Raw genomic sequence first — 19296 nt, forward strand, 5'->3', positions numbered from 1 at the left:
GCTCAAGTTTTTTTATATGCTTCCATCCGCTCACACGACTGTTCTACACTCACCGGACGAGGAACTTTAGGAGATGCCTGGAGACGGTAGTACACCAGTTTATGCACCGTTTTGTACTTCGCCTCAACCCCCAACTGTGTCTCGAACCAATCACAAATTGCTCCGTAGCCATCAAACCCCTCAGGCTCTTGCAACCGCTTTTTCAGACTCGCTTCTGCCCAGGCTGGAATCGCACGGGGGCGACCGCAGGGTTCCTTTTTCTCCAGCATCTCGCTGAGTCCTCCTGCTCGATAGCGCCGTAACCACTTCTGAACACTGACTCGGTTGCGCCCAAGCAATTGCGCTGCTTGCTGTACCGTTGCAGCTTGCCTACTTTTGAGCAGATACAGCAGTTGTATCCGTTCTTTGCCTGATGCAGTTTTCTGCTCTCTCAGTAACCCTTTGAGGTCTTCCTCACTCTCACTAATCTCTAGCTTGTATACCCCTGCCATCCTTCGTCTTTGAACCCATCAAAAGCTTTGTACCATCTGTAGCCTTACTTTGAAGAATTGGTATAAATAGCGATCGCCCCCATTAGAATCAGGGCTAATAGAGGCAGTCAGTGCCCCTCCGCTAGAGAAGGCTTAATAACAGTGGCGCGATCGCGTGCGGCAATTCTCACGGTGTTAGAACGTAAGGTATAGATCCCTGGTTGCGGAGGAACAGTAATTTCTGTAATCAAAGTCGTTAATCGCGCCAGCGATAATCCACAGGCACCCAGGCATAACCCTGATCTTCTGCGCGGATGTGCCCCACGCCTGGAAAGGGCAAATGTGCCGTAGCGATTAGACGGCGTGATTCTGCTAAACGGCTAAACTGTCTAGCTCGTTGCTCTGCTGCAGCATTGGCATCGACATCGTAGGCAACAGTAATTTCAGGATTTGGAAATTGGATCGAACCGAAATGAAGAATATCGCCACAAAACTCAATGCTCTCGCCCCCACTTTCCACGACATAAAAGCTGTGTCCGGGGGTGTGTCCGGGGGTTGGCAACGCAGTAATTCCTGGTAAGATAGTTGTCTCGCCAGAAAACATTTCCAGCTTGCCTGCATCAAGGTAGGGTTTTACCGTTGTGACGGCTTCATCAAAATATCTGCGATCGAGGGGCAATCGCTCCGCATTAGCAGGATCAAGCCATAAATCAACATCAGGCTTGCCCACATAAACAGTGGCAGTTGGAAACATGAGTTGCCCGTTTTCGACCAAACCGCCACTGTGATCGGAATGAATATGAGTCAGAAGAATCATGTCGATCTCATCGGGTGTGTAGCCTGCTGCCTCTAGCGACAGTTGCAGTTTGCCACCTTGCCCGCCAAGCAATTGTCCAACCCCTGTATCTATCAATACCTGCTTATCTCCGGTATCAATTAGAAACGTATTAATTGAGGCTTCAACAGGGTTTGTCAGGAAGTTGCGATGGAGGAGCTGCTCAACCTCTGCCGAGTTTGCGTTTGTTAGCACCTGATTGAGATCTTGCGATACTGTACCATCGCTCAGTGCTGTAATCGTGAATTCTCCTAACCTAAACGAGTAAACCCCGGGTACTTGAGTCTTTGCAGTTTCACCTGTAGCACTTCCTGAGGAAATGGATGAAGTTGCAATAATCAGTACTGCGGTTATCACAGCGAAAATCGCTCTAAAGAGCATGATAAATGTACTCCAGAATCTTTAACAAGAATTGTGGAAAAGGCAGCTACAGTGGTTCACTCCTGAAGCTGCTATCTACGTCCTATTTACCTGATAGTGTAATGAGTTCCAATACTCAACTTCTTTCAGGTTCTTACAACGCTTTATCAGATTCTTATGGTGTTAGCCTGAACGTTCACCTTGCCCTTGAACCTTTCAGAGTGGTTGCTTCGCAGTTGCGCTTCGCGCTAAACGCCGCAAACCCGTCAATCGCTTGCAAGCGATCGACAACGTGATGAATGAACTGGGGCATTGCTAATTCATATTGCTCCGTTCCATCGCCTGTTCTAAACAATTGGGCGAACTGAAGCAGCGAAACTCACAGCTCCAGCTCACCCGCGACAGATTGCCAATCTGGAACTGATTTTAACTGAATTTGCTGGGCGACGAAATGAATGGCTCCTTTGGGCGCGATCGCTACCCTCTGTCAAATCGGCTCTACTGGAGTCTGCTCAACTAGACCCAAATAGCGATCGCTCTCCCTAACAAAGCAATCTGCTCTCAATAGAATTTCTACTCATAGGATTACTTTATGAACGATAGGCGAACGCGGCGTTGAGGGCAGCACTGCTCTGACAAAATGACACATCATCCTTCGGTTAGGTTTTCTCTAAAAATTGATGGCTAAAAAACCTTAAGACCTTATCCTGCAAAATTTTGAGCCGAAGAGCGGTTATGACCTTCCTTCCTTCAGTTTTGGCACTTATTCCTTCGCTCTACAAATGCCATGATCCGAGACAACAAAACCTGGCCATCTCCGGCTCAGCCCGCTGCATCACCAACTTACGACAAGATAACGGGTCGCTAAACCCGTCATCTTGCCATGAACGTCTACAGATTAGAACTTTTTCCTGCTTTCCTCTTGACTCCCAAGACAATCGCTACTTCTAGCTGAATGTTCCTGTAGTTTGCTCTGAGGAATTGGAGAAAGGAATAATCTGCTGTGGATTGAATTCTTTGCCTAAAAATAGTGTCCAAACAATCCAAGCGACAACTGCCAGTGCTCCCAAGGTAAACCCGATCGCAATCAGTTGAGACACCAGACCTGAGATCCCTAAAGAGGGGCGCATTAGAGCTCTTTTGGGCGTGATGCTGGTGTTGTGGGTAGGCGAAGCTGCTGGAATGGAAGTCTTTTTAATTCCAGTTGTGGCAGTTTTGGAGCTAGTAACAGGTTTAGTGGAGCCAACAGCTGTCTTGGTACCCACCTTTGCCCGTAGCTGCTGGATTTTTTGAATGACGGCGATCGGTCGCTGTCCGCTACGGCTCCACTGGATCAGCCCTGAGCCAGGAATGGCACAAAGATTATCAACCTGCATGTCATAGACTTTTTGCTGCAACTCGCGATCGCTTGCAACCAGCACAATCAGATTTTGCGGAAACTCTTGCGCCAGCCCATACGCACACTTTGCAACGGCCAGAGACACCCTGGCCCGTTTTGTTAAAGCATGGGACGTATTCGTTTTGAGTGCCGCGTGATGCCCCACTACATCTGTAATCTTCCAGCCGCTATGGGGATAAAAGCGGTTAAATTCCCGTGAAATTCTCTCTAGATCAGGATCAGGAGAGCGATCAAACAAAAGTCGCATTTCCTCATAAATTACTTGAGGAATACAACAAGTCCCTACCCGCGAAAACTCTATCCACTCCCGTGGAGTAGCCGACGAAAGCGTACTAATATCCAAGACCAGCATAACAGGAGGAATCGCTGCCATTCCTAACCTCCAATTCCGAGACGACCCGCCAGACTGGGGGTGATAGGGAGTAAAGTCGCTGCCATTAAAAACAGAACTAGTAATCCTAAAGCTGCCCTCGCATCATCTGGCTCAGAAAGTTCATTGAGACTGGGACGCTCCAGGTCGCGTTGTAGAAATAGAAGTACAACCGCCCAATAGAGCGCTAACGGATTAACCAAAGATGCCAAACCCAGTACAATCAAAGTCGCGATTGTAGTGCGTCTGGCAACTTTACGACCATAGATAGAAAGAACAATCCTTCCACCGTCCAACTGTCCAGCAGGCATCAGGTTGATAGCTGTGATGACTAACCCTAGCCAGCCGATCACAGTGAGTGGATGAATGTCTACCAGGGGCTGTTGAAGAGCAGATCCTAACACAACCCGTGCCAGCGTCCCAACTAAAATCGAACCTTGAAAAAACTCTGCTGGAATTTGGAACTGACTCCCCTGATGGGATAATAATAACCCGATGATTAGCATACCGAGCGAAATTATTCCAGCGGCGGCCGGTCCGACAAAGGCTATGTCAAATAGCACGCTGCGGTTTGGCAAGTTTGACTCAAATCGGGTGAGCGCTCCAAAGGAGCCAATTTGCCAGGTGGGGATGAAATAGGGAGGGCTGATTCGTGCCTGATGGTAACGAGCGCTGATTCGCCGCCCAATTTCGTTAGCTGCCAGGACTATGAGAATGCCGCTGGCAATCGGTAAAACTTCTCGAACTCGACCTAGTTCCATCGACAGGTCAAAGCCCAGCAGCAAACCAGCCGTTTCTAAACTGGTGGCGATCGTTGCCAATAGCAGAATCAATGCAATGTTCCACTGCACCAAGGTGGTTGGCTTGGGATCGTTAGTGCTGGGCAGGATAACGACGACTGGCTTACCGTCAGGGCCTTCGACAAAGAATAGACGGTAGCGATCGCTCACTCTTTCCTTCAAAACTGCCGATAGGTGACTATAGCTCGACTCCACTTCACCACGCAGATTGCCCTTAAAGATCGCTCCATTCTGGTAGGGGATCGTCTCGGTCGCAAAGAACGTATCCGAACCAAAGATCCCCTGAATGGCTTTGAGGTCATCCGCCGGAATCGCCATGGCATCTTCACGCACAGCGGCGACGGGTTCTACCTTTTTCTCTACAGGTGCAGCATCAGCTTCTGCATTATCGGGGTTAGCCCCTGTCGTAGCTAGATCTTCCTCACTGGAGGGTGGGGCATCTGTAACGGCAGAAAACTTTTTTAAGGCAGCGAGATCTTGCCCCGCTTCCCTCAACCGACCTCCTAGAAAAATGTACAGCCCAATAGAAACCACAAGCAGCAGCAGCACACCCGCCAAATTCAGGTAAATTCCTGCTGCAAACAGACCAAAAAACACCAGCCAGGGAGCCATCAGCACTACGGACTGAAGCCACGCCAAAATACCCAGCTTGCCAAACGGCCTAGCTCGGTAGAAGCCCCAACCCAATACCCCTAAAGCAATTAACAGAATTAAAACAGTGACCATCGTTAAATTTTCTCTGTTCTATAAGACAGAGCCAAAGCAGGACAAGCCAATGGAGATGTCACGCTTGCCTTACCCTAAACCTAGCAAGCCACCCACCGTAGTTCAACGGATGGAGCTAGGATAAGCGATCTTGGTCAGCAGTGGAAGATTGCTGTAACCACTGTGTTAACAAAGCTTTCGGTTGGGATTAGAGGCTGAATGCTGAGGGTTGTTTTGCAGTAAACGGTTTACAAAACTTGAGATTTTGGGGCAACGGGGGTGGGGATTAGACGCATCCTACTGTTACAGCAAGCTTAAGGTGTTGGGTTACGCTCTGCTCCACCCAATCTACGGTTCTACTACAAATTCCCCCTTCTTCCCTCACAGCCGTTTTTACATGGGTCGTGTAGCAGTGTAGGTTGGGTAGAGGAACGAAACCCAACAAGTGCAAAGGTTGTGTTGGGTTCCGCTTTGCTTCACCCAACCTACAAATTCTCTATTTGCTAAGCTGTGCCTAAAAATGGCTGGTTGCTTACTCCACAGGTGCCTTCATGACAGGACTTGAACCCTTCTTGCTGGAAGCTGCCAAAGGTCTGACAGGACTGGTGATCAAAGCGGGATGGGAAATGGCAAACATCCCGATTGATAAACCTGCCAAGCAGTTAATTTTTAGAGCTTCGCAGCAATACGTCCGCAGCTACACTGAGCGACACGGCATCTTAAAGGTGTTGGGAATGCGGGAGCCAATTCCGCTGGAGTCGGTTTATGTCGCGGTGCAGTGTTTGGATAATGCGACGCTGCAGGGATATGAATCGATTGAAGGTTTGGAGCAGGCGTATCGGGAAAGCAAGCGGCGACAGTTTGGGTTTAGAGAACCATCAAAGCAGCCAGGGTTAACCATTGCGAATCAGAAGCAATATTTGATGGTGTTGGGTGGTCCGGGGATGGGGAAATCGACTTTCCTTAGAAAAATGGGACTGGAAGCCCTGAAGGGAAGGCGGAGAGAAGGATTTCATCACCCATGTCTGCCCGTCTTTGTGGAATTGAAGCTATTTCGGGCTGGGGAGATTGATATTCGGAGTGCGATCGCCCACGAGTTCGCCACCTGCGGATTCCCCGATCACGAACGGTTTACCAACACCATGCTAGAGCAGGGCAGGCTGCTGATTCTGCTGGATGGGTTAGACGAAGTGCCCACTGATCGCATGAGTGATGCGATCACGAAAATTCAGGATTTTGTAGACCTTCATGACAAAAACCGTTTCATTGCGTCGTGCCGGGTTGCGGCTTATCGTCACAACTTTCGGCGGTTTACGGATGTGGCGATCGCAGACTTTGATGATGACCAGATTCAAGCTTTTATCGCCAACTGGTTTCACAGTCAGCCAAAGCTAGGGCAGGAATGCTGGGAGAAGTTAACCAGTGCTGAGTATGCCGCCGCAAAGGAGCTAACACATACGCCGCTGCTGCTGACTCTAGCCTGTCTGCTGTATCAACGGGCAGGACAGTTTCCAACGAATCGCGCCACTCTCTATGAACGAGCGCTGCGGGTGCTGCTAGAGGAATGGGCGGCTGAGAAGGAACTGCCGCGAGACAGTTTTTACAAAGGGTTAGACACTAAGCGCAAGAAGTTGATGCTGTCGGAGATCGCTTACGAAGCGTTTAAGGAAGACCGTTTGTTTCTCTCGAAGCGGGAAGTGGTGGAGCAGATTGAGCGATCGCTCAAGGACATGTTGCCGGATGAGAAGTTTATTGATGGGGCAGCGGTACTCAGGTCAATTGAGGTTCAGCATGGGGTGCTGGTAGAGCGAGCAGAGGGAATTTACTCGTTTTCGCATCTGACACTTCAGGAGTTTTTGACGGCTCAACATATTGTGGAAGACCATCGCCAGGTTGAACAACTGGTGGTCGATTATTTGAGTGATGAGCGCTGGCGAGAAGTATTTCTGCTGCTAGCTGGATTGAAAAAAGCAGATGACTTACTGGTGAAAATGCAGCAACAGGCTCAAACTTACCTCACCCCGAAGCTGCAAGAGTTACTGCGTTGGGCTGACTGGATAACAACTGGTTCAGAAGGAAATTATGACCCTGTTGCTAAACGTGCTGCTGCAATTTATTTCACTCGCGCCCGCGCCCGCGCCCGCGCCCTCGGACTCGCCCGCGCCCGCGCCCTCAACCTCGCCTTCGCCCTCGCCCTCAACCTCGACCGCGCCCTCGCCCTCGACCTTGACCACGACCTCAACCTCGACCGCGACCTCAACCTCGACCTCAACCTCGCCCGTACCCTCGACCTCGACCTCGCCCGCGCCCTCAACCTCGCCAAAATCTTCAAGAATGTGAACTTTAAAAGCTTAGTCGCTAAATTAGAGGTTTTGAGAGCGCGGTTCTCAAACCGAAAGCTGTCCGGAGAAGAAGCCCTTAACTTGGCTAAAGACATTCAGAAGCTCTGGTTCGATGCTCTACATCTCAATCCAGAGCTAGTCAATTTGTCCGAAGCAGAGGTAGAGACACTCACCACCTACCTGAATGCTAATCTTCTCCTGGTGGAGTGCAGGCAGTCTGCCGTTCGGGTATCTACGGCAGTATGGGAGGCGATTGAGGCGCAGATGCTACGAGCTTAAAGGTAGGACGAGCAGGCATTGCTGATTTGATGCATGGATCTTGTAGGGGCGTTTCGCGAAACGCCCCTACAGTTGGAATGAATACTTGGTGAGTGATATCTACGTTCAGCGATGCCACAAGTGAGTTTGAGGACTTGGGCTTTAGAATGCAAGTGCTGTACTTAGGGGAACGATTGTCTCATGGATGCCTTACCGTCGCTTTCTCTGCTGACTGCTCTAGCGGTTTCTGTCGCTTTAACTGGGATTGTTTTTATGGTGCTGGTGTTGCGCGATCGCTCCTCACGCTAGTCTCACCGGGGCGATCGGGGGTAGGGGCGAAGCGTCCGGACACAAAGCTTGCAACTCAATCACAATTTCCCTGCCGAACGCTTCGCCCGTACACAAAGAAACTGCAATCAGGAACGATTCGGCAGCAGTCGGGAATGGTTCGGCGATGGTCGGCAACGATTCGGCAGCAGGAGTTGAGGATTAGTTGGTGCAAGTTTGGTGTGAGGCGGTTCGCTAGAAGATGGCGATCGCCATAAACCTGAAGGTCAGGACGCTAATGCCCGTGAAACTTTCGCTATCTCAGCAGGGGGGCTAGGAGGGGGATTGTGCAGTAGCGAGTATTTTCTGTGAGGGCGTAGCATTCGGGCAGAAATTTGGGGGCGATCGCAGGGGATGTCTACCGAATGCTAAGCCCCTACGGGGGGTTAACTTAGGCGCATGGTTTTCTTGATTTCCATAACCTATTCAAGGGGACAGGAACCTAAGCCGTCTTACTTTGTAGAGCCTGACGCAAGTTGCCCTGGTGGGTTGACAGGAGACGATCGCCCTCTTCCGCGCTAACTCCTGCCCAGTGCATCAGCAGGGCTAGCTTGACCCGGCGATCGCTTTTCTCTAGCAGGACGGCGGCAGCTTCGCGGCTCAAGCCCGTCAGGTCTTGCAACATCCTCAGCGCCCGGTCGTGCAGTTTGCGATTGGTAACGGCGACATCGACCATGCGATTGCCGTAGACTTTGCCCAGTTTCACCATGACTCCGGTGGAGAGGGTATTGAGGGCGAGTTTGGTGACGGTTCCGGCTTTGAGGCGAGTGGAGCCAGCCAAAATTTCAGCGCCGACCAGCAGGCGAATGTCGATGTCTACCTCAGCGCTGACTTGCTCAGCGGGCACACAGGCGATGAAGATGGTGGTGGCTCCGCGCTGACGGGCGGCTTGCAGTGCGCCATGCACATAAGGGGTGGTGCCGCCAGCGGTGATGCCGACAACGACATCCAGGTCGTGAATTTGGTGATGGGCGATCGCCGCTGCTCCATCTTCCGCAAGATCTTCTAGCCCTTCAGAACTGCGGACGAGTGCCCCTGCACCGCCCGCAATGATTCCTTGCACTAGCTCGGGGGGGGTGCAAAAGGTGGGCGGGCACTCTGCGGCATCCAGTACACCCAATCGCCCGCTGGTGCCTGCGCCGATGTAAAACAGCCGTCCACCATGACGCAAAGCTTCGGCAGTGCGGTCAATGGCGGCAGCGAGGGGTTCACGGGCAGCGGCGATCGCCTCAATTACCTGAGCATCTTCCCGGTTAAACAGGTCGACTAGCTCCAGGCTGCTAAGCTGGTCAAGATTTTGGCTATTAGGGTTGCTTTGCTCGGTCAGCAAGTGCCCCCGCTCGTGGGTCGGTTCAATGTCCGGCACAGATTCCTGCATGAATTACAGCAGTCCTTCTAGCTGACGGCGAATTCGGTCTAGTTCAGAATTAGAGAATTCTGGCTTCTCAGAAGCGCTCGTCCCCGGCTCAGAGAGTTCGGGAGGAGCCGCCTCAGGTCGCCAGTCGGGGCTGTCTACATTGGTTTCGGGGGGAACGGCGAGCGAGCCGTCGGGCACCAGTTTAGATTCGTACCCAGCGCTCTGGCAAAACTCTTCGACTTCTTCAGCCTCTAGACCTTCCACATCGGGACTGCCAAAGTCCTGCGCCTCTAGCATCATGGCGTAGCGGGTGGCATCGTCCTCCGTCTCAAACATGAGAACGACATTGCGATCGCCAATCTTTAGCGTGTGGATGCCTTCGTTTTCTGTTCCGGCGTTGTAAAGTAACACAAAAACTTGCATAGATCTTTAAGCTTGGTTAGAACTAACTGAATTTGAAACTTCTGAGCCAAGATTTCATTCGTTTATCTATGTTCGTCCATCAAGTGGGGATCAGTTGTTTCTGGTTTAGAAACGTAGCAAATTAGGACTTGCAGACCTGTTAAGATACACGTCTCAACGTCTAAGATGCTTGTCTCAATGTTCGTACTGCTGGCTTAATCTACCGTAAATCGTGACTGATTGAGCGATCGCCCCTCAGATTAGATTCAGAAATTTGTAGGTTGGGTGGAGTTTTGCAAAACCCAACATCCCTGGAGCCTTGGGTTTCATTCTTCAACCCAGCCTACGCAGGTTCTTCAACCCGCAATTCTGAGATACAGAAAAACAACTTCTCTTCCCCAAAATGCAACTTAATTTGGCGATACCTATTAGATCCACTCTTTCAAGGAACGTTTAAGAAGTCCAACCTTGAGCCCAAGAATACGTAGGGGTCATAGACATTCGGGCAAGAAATCCCGGCTCTCTAGAGTTGACCTGCCGAATGCTACGCCCTTACAGAGGACCTTGTTTACCTCTCAGCTCCTCTCAAGCCCTCTACCAAGACTGCATGACTTCAAGCAGGGATGCTTCAACTCGGTGCAGCTTCATTCCGAACGACGCGAATAACTTCCTGAAAAAGTACAACCCGATCTGTGGAAATAGTTGACTCCTCCGTTATTCTGTCTTTGGCAGCATTCTGGTTGAGTCTGTAAAGTTCCCCTGTATTTCTCAGCACTAGGTTTTATTGCCCGTTTGCCCGTCAGCGATGCAGCCTTTTTCGCCATCAACCCTTGAGTCTTAGACACCTGGTCATCCCCCAAGAACGACATGACGAATTCGCCGAATTCAGGTCATGAACCTGAACCCACTCCACAACCCACTCCAGAACCGACTCCACCTAGAAGAAATCGTCGTTTGAGGAGGTTCTTGTTTCGCACGACCTTATTGTTCAGCAGCATTGCCGTTGTCGGTGGGGCAGTCGGGGCATGGTGGGTCTGGATTTTTATTCAAGAGCGACTGTCTCCCCTGGTCGAGCAAAATCTCACCCAGACGCTCAATCGTCCGGTCGATTTAGGAGAGGTCGAGAGCGTTTCGTTCAACGGAATTCGCTTTGGCCCGTCCTCTATGCCCCCTACCGAAACTGATGCAGATCAGATTTCGGTAGAGGCAGTCGATGTCGGCTTTAGCCTGCTTCCCGTGCTGTTAGACCGCAGGCTAGGGCTGAACATTACCCTGATCCGTCCTGATGTCTATGTGGATTCTGCACCGGATGGACGCTGGATTGGCACCCAGATTCGCACCCAGGAAGGTGAAGGGGGACTCAAAACCGAGCTAGAAACGATTCGCTGGCAAAACGCCAAGCTGGTGCTAGCGCCTGAGCCTGAAATTGTTGAACCAGAAATCGAAGAAGAAGTTGAAGCCGCCGAGGGTTCGGATGACGACGCTGCAACACGTGATACTGCCAGAGATGAGCAGGCTGCGGAAGAAGCGGTTACCACTCCAACTTTGATAACGGTTGAGAATCTGAACGGGGTTGCCAGCTTTTACGACAACAACGATCGCATTGCCTATGAGCTAACCGGACAAATTGCCTCCGGCGGCACACTCCAGCTTGATGGTGAAACGCTGGTGCCAGATCAGGCAACCAATCTAGTGGTGCAGGGTCAGGAGCTATTAGCCACCGATGTTGGGGCGCTCTTGCCCTTGCCCTTGCGGTTTCGGGCAGGACGACTGGGCGGCAATTTAGAAGTTCAGTTTCGCGCAGACCAACCGATTGAGTTATTTGGGGCAGCTCGATTTCGCGACGTGGCGATGGAGATCCCCGGCGTTCCCAACCAATTCAGCGAAGCGGACGGGGGACTGCGGTTTGAGGGACAGCGAGTGGCGCTGGAGGACATTGAAACGCTGTATGGGCAAATTCCGGCGCGAGTCGGCGGCAGCTTGCACACCCAGGAGGGCTATGACATTACCGCTCAGGTAGAGTCAGCTAGCGCTAAGGACGTACTGGAAACCTTCGATTTGGAGTTTCCGATCGCCACTTCAGGCAATTTCAGAGCTGACCTTAACCTCGTCGGACCGATTGACAAGCCGCAACTGAATGGCGTTGCAGTCAACCGGACAGTTGCCAGGGTTGATCGAGTTGACCTATCAGCAGTCCGTGCCGAATTTAGCGTCACCCCTCAAGCACTGACCTTCACCCAAATTCAAGCGACTCCTGCCGATGGCGGCTCGGTCAGCGGCAATGGCGAAATTGCCTTTGGCGACAATGGCGGACTGGTGTTTGATTTTGAAGGCAGAGATTTGCCGGGAGATGCACTCGCTCGTTCCTATGGCGCGACTTCTTCGAACTTTACGGTTGGGTCAGTTGGCGCTGATGTGCAGGTGTTTGGACCGCTAGGAGATTTTCAGGCAGTGATCGATTGGCGTGCCCCTGGTGCAACCTATCCCGGTCAGGGCGAAATTTTGTATGCGGGTGGCGGACTTCAGTTTCGCGATACCGTCCTTCAAGTAGCAGGCGGGACGGTTACAGGCACTGGCTCCGTTTCTGAGGGGCGCTGGCAGGCGGCGGTGAGAGGGGCAGGAATTCGGCTGAGCCAGTTCTCTGACCAGTTGCAGGGGCTATTTAGCGGCAACTTGACGCTGTCGGGCAGCCTGGATGCCCTAAATCCGGCAGGCGTTCGGGCAGAGGGTCAGGTCAACTTTTCGGAAGGACTCGGCCCGCTCAATCGTCCCATTACCAGTGCGATCGCCTGGAATGGAGAACGGCTACAGATTCGTCAGGCAACCGGTCCTGGCTTTAGCGCCAATGGCTTTATTGCTGCACGGCTCCAGAGTGCAGGTGCGCCTGCGGTCTCTAACATCGACCTGAACGTGCAGCTTCAGGACTACAACCTGGCGGCATTACCTGTACAAACTCCGCAAAACATCCAGGTTGCAGGACTGGCTGACTTTGCCGGACGCATCACGGGCACTCCCGCTGCGCTCAACGTGGTCGGAAGAACCGGGCTGAATAATTTCGTGCTGAATGGCGTCGCCTTTGATCCGGTTCTCTCTGGCGATGTTCGCTATGCCGGAGGGCAAGGGTTACGGCTCGACCTCAGGGGCAACCAGGATCGGATTGCAGTAGCGCTAGATGGCAACAATCGCCCAATCTCCTTCTTTGTGCAGCGCGATCAGGCGATCGCCCAGGGTAGACGAGAAGGCGATCGCCTCCTGGCAAACCTGGAAAGATTCCCGCTAGAAATTCTTAACCTCACACCAGCCGCCACTGTTGGGCTAGGAGAAGTGGGTGGCGAACTGACGGGCAATCTGGATATTAACCTGAATACTTATGCGACTATGGGTGAAGTGGCGATCGCCCGTCCGGCTTTGGGCTATCTCAGAGCCGATTCCTTTGCCGGACGAATTCGCTACGCCAACGGGGTGGCCAGCCTGACGGGTGGTGAACTGCTGCGCGGTGGCAGTCGTTACCTGATTACGGGCAATGTTGACCAGAATGCCGGTTCCCAGTTTGAGGGGCAGATTATTGCCGACCAGGGCACGGTCCAGGACATTCTCGAAACTCTGCAAATCTTTGAACTGGCGGACTTTTCCAGGGGCATCGCGCCACCCACCTATGGCAATGCCTCCGCCGTTGCACCGATTCCGATTAGCGTTCCAGATGAACCGCTGATTACCCAACTGCGCCGATTTTCAGAAATTGTGGCCCTGCGGGATCAGCAAATTGAGCAGCGGGAAGAAGCCTCAATCTTGCCTGACCTCTCAGAACTGGAAGGCACCTTTACAGCTGAGCTCAATCTTTCCGGCTCACCCCAAACAGGCGTAGCGCTGGACTTTAACCTATTGGGCGAAGGCTGGACCTGGGAAAACTACGACATCGATCGCGTCATTGTCGATGGCACCTTTGCGGAAGGCGTTCTCACCCTATTGCCCCTGCGATTAGAATCCGATGAAGCGCTGCTAGCCTTCTCAGGACAGGTCGGCGGCGAACAGCAGTCCGGTCAGTTGCGGGCTGAGAATATTCCAGTTGCGGCACTGCGCGATTTGTTCGAAGTTCCCGTTGACGTGGAGGGCGGGCTGGATGCAACCGCAACGCTGGCTGGCAGTTTGGGCAACCCTCAAGTGCTGGGCGAATTTAGCCTGAATGAAGGCAGCATCAACGACACGCCTGTGCAAGAAGCGCGAACGGTATTTGGCTACAACGATGCACGGCTTAACTTTGACGGTCGAGTGGTGGTGTCAGAGCCAGAACCTTTGACGATCGCAGGCAGCATTCCCTATGCACTGCCGTTCATGGACGTAGAATCAGACGACAAGAGCATCCGGCTAGATGTCGATGTGCGAGATGAAGGACTGGCGCTGTTGAATCTGTTTACCGACCAGGTCGCCTGGGAAGGTGGGGAAGGCTTTGTCAGCCTGGAAGTAGACGGCACCTTGAAAGAGCCGATCGCCACTGGCATTGCTGAGTTTGATGGCGCGACTTTTTCGGCTAGAGCGCTGCCTGACCCACTCACTGACGTTAGAGGCAGGGTAGAGTTTAACGGTAGCCGCATTCAGGTTGCCTCGCTTCAGGGGCAGTTGAGCAACGGTCAGGTGACGGCTCAGGGGATCATTCCTATTTTCAATCCGTTTGATACAGAACTTATACCGGGAACAACCACTCCAGCCAATCCGCTAGTGGTGACGCTTGACCAACTGGCGCTTAATTTCAAAGGACTTTATAACGGTGGCGTAGATGGTCAAGTAACGGTGAGGGGTTCGGCGATCGCCCCGGTCATTGGCGGTGAAATTCGGCTGGCAAACGGTCGCGTCTCTCTGGCAGGCAGTGATCAAGAGACTGCCGCACCCCCTGTCGTCACAGAAGAACCTGCTGAAGAAGGCTTTACCTCCCCTCCCCGTCTAGATGACCTGCGAATTGTGCTAGGCGATCGCCTGCTCATCACCCGCGAACCGCTGCTCAACTTTGTCGCCACCGGAGAGCTAAACATCGACGGCACCCTGGATGACCTGCGGCCCGACGGCACGATTAACCTGCGAAGCGGTCAGGTCAACCTGTTTACCACTCAGTTCAACCTGGCACGAGGCTATGAGCAGACGGCAACCTTTGAACCCAGCCGGGGGCTCGACCCATTCCTGGATGTGCGACTGGTGGCTTCTGTCCCAGAAGTTACCCGAACCCCCATCACCACCACCTCCCCCTTTGTCAGCTCCGAGATTGCCGATACTAGCTCAGTTACCACCTTTGGTGCAGTAGAAACGGTACAAATTGAAGCCTCGGTTGTTGGCCCTGCCAGCCAACTGTTTGACAACCTGGAGCTAACCAGCAGCCCCTCCCGCAGTGAGAACGAAATCATTGCCCTGATCGGTGGCGGCTTTGTTGATACGCTGGGCCGAGGAGATACGACTTTGGCGATCGCCAACCTGGCCGGTTCCGCCCTGCTCACCAACGTACAAAACTTGGTTAGCGACGCATTGGGACTGAGTGACTTCCGTCTCTTCCCTACAACACTCACTTCTGAAGAAAATGAATCAACCTTTGGTCTTGCTGCCGAGCTAGGAGTCAACATCACCGGCGACCTCTCTGCCTCAGTGCTGCGAATCCTCACTGCTCAGGAACCCACTCAGTTTGGTCTGCGCTATCGACTAAGCGACGAATTCTTGCTGCGCGGTTCTACTAACTTGGATGACGACAGCCGAGTCATTTTGGAATATGAGACCCGATTCTAATACGGAATCTGTTTCGTAAAGAGACACTATCTTTGTGTAGATACTGTGGATATGGGTTGAAGTCAAGCAGGTTGAACGGGGAATGCAAGGTTGGGGTCAAACGGCTTGTGAGAATGCAAGACAGCAAAGATCCAACGAATAACCTTGTGCATGACTGCGCCGACGACCTGCTTTTTGGTTTTGCCGCGTTTGAGTAAGGAGTCCCGCCAATGTTGAATCGAATCATTCCAGCGCAATAGGGTGAGTGCTGGGAAGAACAGCAGCTTTCGCAACCGTGTATTGCCTAACTTGGATAATCGAGGCTTGCCATGAACCGAAGTTCCCGAGGTTTTCTCTTGCGGGGTGACGCCTGCATGAGCAGCCAGTTGCCGAGCTGAAGCAAAGGTTTGCCAATTGCCCAATTCCCCTAACAGGCGAGCGGCGGTATCTTTGCCAATGCCTGGAATCGAATCGAGCAACTGTTGTTGCCCCTTGAGGTGAGGATGCTGGTCAATGTGCTGTTGCATCTGTTGGCGCAGCTTGTCCTGTTGCTGTGCCATGAAAGCAATATGACACTCGATGTCCGCTCTCAAGTCTTGAGAGACGGTTTCCAAACGGTTCTTCTCTTGAGCGATCATCCCGTCGAGGGCTTGTAAACGCCGTGCCATCTGTTGCAACTGTTCCACCTCTGGTGCGGGGGTGTCCAAGCATGGGGCTTGAGGTCACGACAGTACTGAGCAATCAGAACGGCATCAACCGCATCGGTTTTCGTGCGACTCATGCGGCTTTGACCATACGCTTGCACCGCTTTGGGATTGGCAATACTCACCCGATAGCCACAGGCGTGCAAGCAGTGGGCAATCGCATGACCATAAGTACTGGTTGCTTCCAGACAAGCGTGCAACTGCTCCACCCTTTGCCGTTTGAGCCACTCGACCAGTTCTTGATGTCCACGCTCATCATTGGCAACTACTTTGCGTTTGGCAGATCGCACTCCCACTAGTAAAGCGGCATGAATTTTGGTTTTACCAATATCGAGACCGAGATAGCTGCACTCCATCTGACCTACTCCTTTGACGTAGAAAAGCCCACTCCAATGGCGGTTCTGTCCTTGTCATGCAGGGTAGTGGTCGAGTTGATACCACTCTGTGATACTCGTTCAGACTCCGCTGGAGAAGAAACAAAGCGCACCGTCAGGCTGAGGTCTAATCTACCAACGGGCTTGGTTATCCTTAGGGGCGAATCAGAGTACTTCACTCCTGACCGGGTCTATCAGCAGTCTCACTGATACTTGCGCTTACATACAAGGGGCGAAGCATTCGGCAAAAGAATTGTGCTTCAGTTGCAAGGATTGTAACCGAATGCTTCGCCCCTACCGATGTCGCTACTCTACAGACAGATTTGGTATGAAATTTAGGTTAATGACTATCTGAACCATCCAAAGCCGATTTCACCTTGGCATCCCATCCTAATGGCTGCATCCATCCTGGATAAACAGGACGAGGAGCGGTTAGCTGATCAAGCTGCTCAATCTCTGTGGCGGAGAGGGGCAGATCTGCGGCTTTCAGATTGTCCTCAAGCTGGTGCATTTTGTTGGCGCCAACGATAACTGAAGAGATAAAGGGTTTAGTGAGAATCCAGGCGATCGCCACCTGTGCCGGGGAAGCCCCATGTTCCTGAGCAATTTGGCGAGTCACGTCCACCACGTCATAGCCCTGTTCCACATCAATCGGGGGAAGTTTAAACTCATTTAACCTTGCCCCCTCTGGGTTTGGATTTTCGCGAGTGTACTTACCGCTCAAAAAGCCACCTGCTAAGGGACTCCAGACCAACACACCAATTCCCGCATCTTCCACAAAGGGAACCACTTCATGCTCCAAGTCACGCCCCAACAGTGAGTAATACATTTGAGCCACAACAAATGGAGCATAGTTGTACTGTTTCTGAATTCCTACCATCTTGGCCGCTTTCCACGATGGGAAGTTGGAGTAGCCGATATAGCGCACCTTACCCTGCCGCACCAAGTCCTCTAGAGCGCGTAAGGTTTCCTCTAAGGGGGTAATCGGGTCAGGAATGTGAAGCTGGTAGAGGTCAATATAGTCTGTGTTTAGCCGTTTTAGGCTGGCTTCGGCTGCCACCATGATGTGACGATAGGAAGAACCTGTATCAGTAATCGCGTTACCTACTCGAAAGCCCGCTTTAGTGGCAATGATTACCTCATCTCGGTGATTTGCCAGGGCTTTGCCGAGGATAACTTCAGATTGGCCATTGGTGTAAGCATCCGCCGTATCAAACAGGTTAATTCCAGCCTCCAGAACTCGTCCGATCATTTGATCTGCTGCCATCTGGTCAATATCATTGGTCACTCCAGGCACAAGTTGACCTTCGCCAAAAGTCATTGCGCCAAAGGAAAGGCGTGAAACAACTAAACCTGTTTTTCCAAGTGTGGTGTATTGCACAAAAAAGATCCTCTACTACACTAATCGGTCTGGGATGGGCTTCAGAGCATAGGTCTTCCAGAAAAATGCGTCAGCCACGTGTTGGTTTCCAGGAAAATTAATGGCTTCTGCAATGCGGCTATTTTCAATCCGGAATAGCAGCGACCACAGCTCATCAATGTTTTCGTCTTGCTCCAAATTACTCCAACCGCGATGTACATCTACAACATAATTATCGTTACCTCCAAGAAAAAGTACCTCTGCTTTAAACTGTGCTTTGGCAAGCTGATCAAAAAAAGCAAGTACTTCATCTACTCCGCGCTTGGTTCCAGCTAGAGGGTGATGACCTGGAATAATCCATGTAATATCTGGAGCAAAAATTTCTCGAACTGTTGCTAAATCGCCGCGCCCATAAGCTTGATAATAGCGCTGCACGATCGCCACATTAGGATGATCGGTTGATGGAGTTTGAGCGATCGCCTCTCTAGAAGAACTCTGGCTTCCCAGAAATAATGAAACAGCAGAAACGGCTCCAAATTTCAGAAAATCTTTGCGGGTTTGTCCATTAGCCATTGTTATGTTCTGCGTAAGTTATTTTGTGAGATAACCGCCTGTTGCATCTAAATCTGTACCTGTGATGCAGCTTGCATCATCAGAACTAAGAAACATAACGCTTCTCGCAATCTCCTCAGGCATAACAATTCGCTTAATCGGATAGTCTTGTGAAACAGTTTCAAAGTCAGTATTCCATGCAGCTAGAGCACGTCGTAGCATGGGGGTATCGACTGCACCTGGTGCAATTGAATTGATGCGAATGTTTTGATCTGCATATTCTAGCGCTGCCACTTTCGTGAGTGAGAGTACAGCGTGTTTACTGGCACTGTAAGGGGCGATTGTGGCAAAGCCGACATGGCTAGAAACAGATGCATTATTGACAATCACTCCACCCCCCTGACGCAACATGTAGGGAATTTCATACTTCATAGATAGGAAAACGCCTGTGGCATTAGTCATCATGACATCCATCCAATCAGCTAGGGGGCGATCGGCAATGGTGCTGGGAGAACTTTCAATTCCAGCATTGTTGAAGGCGATATCAATCTTTCCGTATTGCTCCACACAGGTATCAACAAAAGATTTCACATCCTCTTCAACCCGCACGTCAGCTCGTTGATAAGTAGCCTTACCGCCGCCATCCCGGATACTTTGAGCCACCTGCTCTCCTAAGGTTTCGCGCCGACCACAAAAGTGAACGGTAGCACTTTCAGCAGCAAAGGCGCGAGCGGTGGCTTCTCCAATTCCAGATGTGGCTCCTGTAATCAGGACGATTTTACCCGCAAAGCGACCATTAGGATTCACACTTGCCTGCGGCTCTGGCGGATTTTGGGTGTTGGCTTGAGCGGTTTGAGTGGCGATCGCCGCTGCAAATCCAGCTACCCCAATTGCTCCCGTAGTCAGGATTCGGCGACGACTAATATCTGACATCAT

At 51.7% G+C, this 19296-nt stretch carries 15 protein-coding genes; 4 read left to right on the top strand and 11 right to left on the bottom strand.

What is annotated here, in order from left to right:
- Window positions 1-2: 2 nt before the first annotated feature.
- The 4 genes from H6G00_RS19815 to H6G00_RS19830 all read right to left on the bottom strand — a co-directional run bounded on the left by H6G00_RS19815 (window position 3) and on the right by H6G00_RS19830 (window position 4960).
- Window positions 3-491, bottom strand: coding sequence for a helix-turn-helix domain-containing protein (locus tag H6G00_RS19815; protein ID WP_190798059.1), 489 nt, complete (start codon window positions 489-491; stop codon window positions 3-5).
- A 235-nt stretch (window positions 492-726) separates the two neighbouring features.
- Window positions 727-1662 carry an MBL fold metallo-hydrolase gene (locus H6G00_RS19820; RefSeq protein ID WP_199318608.1) on the bottom strand — a complete coding sequence of 312 codons (936 nt, stop codon included), beginning with the start codon at window positions 1660-1662 and terminating at the stop codon, window positions 727-729.
- Window positions 1663-2612: 950 nt separating this feature from the next.
- Window positions 2613-3437: a PIN domain-containing protein gene (locus H6G00_RS19825; protein ID WP_190798061.1), complete on the bottom strand. Its 825-nt coding sequence runs from the start codon at window positions 3435-3437 to the stop codon at window positions 2613-2615.
- 2 nt (window positions 3438-3439) lie between these two features.
- On the bottom strand, window positions 3440-4960 hold the full coding sequence (locus H6G00_RS19830) for a site-2 protease family protein (protein ID WP_190798062.1): 1521 nt from the start codon (window positions 4958-4960) through the stop codon (window positions 3440-3442).
- On the opposite strand from H6G00_RS19830, the gene H6G00_RS36185 reads away from it, so the two are divergent.
- The 3 genes from H6G00_RS36185 to H6G00_RS19840 all read left to right on the top strand — a co-directional run bounded on the left by H6G00_RS36185 (window position 4953) and on the right by H6G00_RS19840 (window position 8084).
- Window positions 4953-5084: a hypothetical protein gene (locus H6G00_RS36185; protein ID WP_277881925.1), complete on the top strand. Its 132-nt coding sequence runs from the start codon at window positions 4953-4955 to the stop codon at window positions 5082-5084. The two genes, H6G00_RS19830 and H6G00_RS36185, sit on opposite strands and share 8 nt — an antisense overlap.
- Before the next feature lie 406 nt (window positions 5085-5490).
- Window positions 5491-7560 carry an NACHT domain-containing protein gene (locus H6G00_RS19835; RefSeq protein WP_190798063.1) on the top strand — a complete coding sequence of 690 codons (2070 nt, stop codon included), beginning with the start codon at window positions 5491-5493 and terminating at the stop codon, window positions 7558-7560.
- Between the two features lie 92 nt (window positions 7561-7652).
- The gene (locus H6G00_RS19840; RefSeq protein ID WP_190798064.1) at window positions 7653-8084 is read left to right on the top strand and encodes a hypothetical protein; all 432 of its coding nucleotides are present in this window, start codon (window positions 7653-7655) and stop codon (window positions 8082-8084) included.
- A 224-nt stretch (window positions 8085-8308) separates the two neighbouring features.
- On the opposite strand, the gene murQ is transcribed toward H6G00_RS19840, so the two are convergent.
- Both murQ and H6G00_RS19850 read right to left on the bottom strand, forming a co-directional pair.
- Entirely contained in the window at window positions 8309-9244 is a 936-nt protein-coding gene (gene murQ / locus H6G00_RS19845) for an N-acetylmuramic acid 6-phosphate etherase (protein WP_190798065.1), read from the bottom strand.
- Window positions 9245-9247: 3 nt separating this feature from the next.
- A complete protein-coding gene (locus H6G00_RS19850; protein ID WP_190798066.1) occupies window positions 9248-9646 on the bottom strand; it encodes a DUF3110 domain-containing protein in 399 nt (132 codons plus the stop codon).
- An 846-nt stretch (window positions 9647-10492) separates the two neighbouring features.
- On the opposite strand from H6G00_RS19850, the gene H6G00_RS19855 reads away from it, so the two are divergent.
- Complete coding sequence (locus H6G00_RS19855) at window positions 10493-15391, top strand: translocation/assembly module TamB domain-containing protein (RefSeq protein ID WP_190798067.1); 4899 nt, start codon at window positions 10493-10495, stop codon at window positions 15389-15391.
- Between the two features lie 62 nt (window positions 15392-15453).
- Here H6G00_RS19855 and H6G00_RS35590 read toward each other — a convergent pair whose 3' ends face one another.
- From H6G00_RS35590 to H6G00_RS19875, 5 genes are all read right to left on the bottom strand, one after another.
- Complete coding sequence (locus H6G00_RS35590; RefSeq protein ID WP_242042389.1) at window positions 15454-16038, bottom strand: transposase; 585 nt, start codon at window positions 16036-16038, stop codon at window positions 15454-15456.
- Window positions 16005-16430: a transposase gene (locus H6G00_RS35595; protein ID WP_242042390.1), complete on the bottom strand. Its 426-nt coding sequence runs from the start codon at window positions 16428-16430 to the stop codon at window positions 16005-16007. The genes H6G00_RS35590 and H6G00_RS35595 overlap by 34 nt, the downstream gene beginning before the upstream one ends.
- 358 nt (window positions 16431-16788) lie before the next feature.
- Window positions 16789-17829, bottom strand: a complete 1041-nt coding sequence (locus H6G00_RS19865; protein ID WP_190798068.1) for an aldo/keto reductase — start codon at window positions 17827-17829, stop codon at window positions 16789-16791.
- Window positions 17830-17844: 15 nt separating this feature from the next.
- The gene (locus H6G00_RS19870) at window positions 17845-18381 is read right to left on the bottom strand and encodes a nuclear transport factor 2 family protein (RefSeq protein WP_190798069.1); all 537 of its coding nucleotides are present in this window, start codon (window positions 18379-18381) and stop codon (window positions 17845-17847) included.
- Between the two features lie 18 nt (window positions 18382-18399).
- On the bottom strand, window positions 18400-19293 hold the full coding sequence (locus tag H6G00_RS19875) for a glucose 1-dehydrogenase (protein ID WP_190798070.1): 894 nt from the start codon (window positions 19291-19293) through the stop codon (window positions 18400-18402).
- Window positions 19294-19296 lie beyond the last annotated feature (3 nt).

The organism is Leptolyngbya sp. FACHB-541 (assembly GCF_014695875.1).
Lineage (GTDB): Bacteria > Cyanobacteriota > Cyanobacteriia > Elainellales > Elainellaceae > JAAUTN01.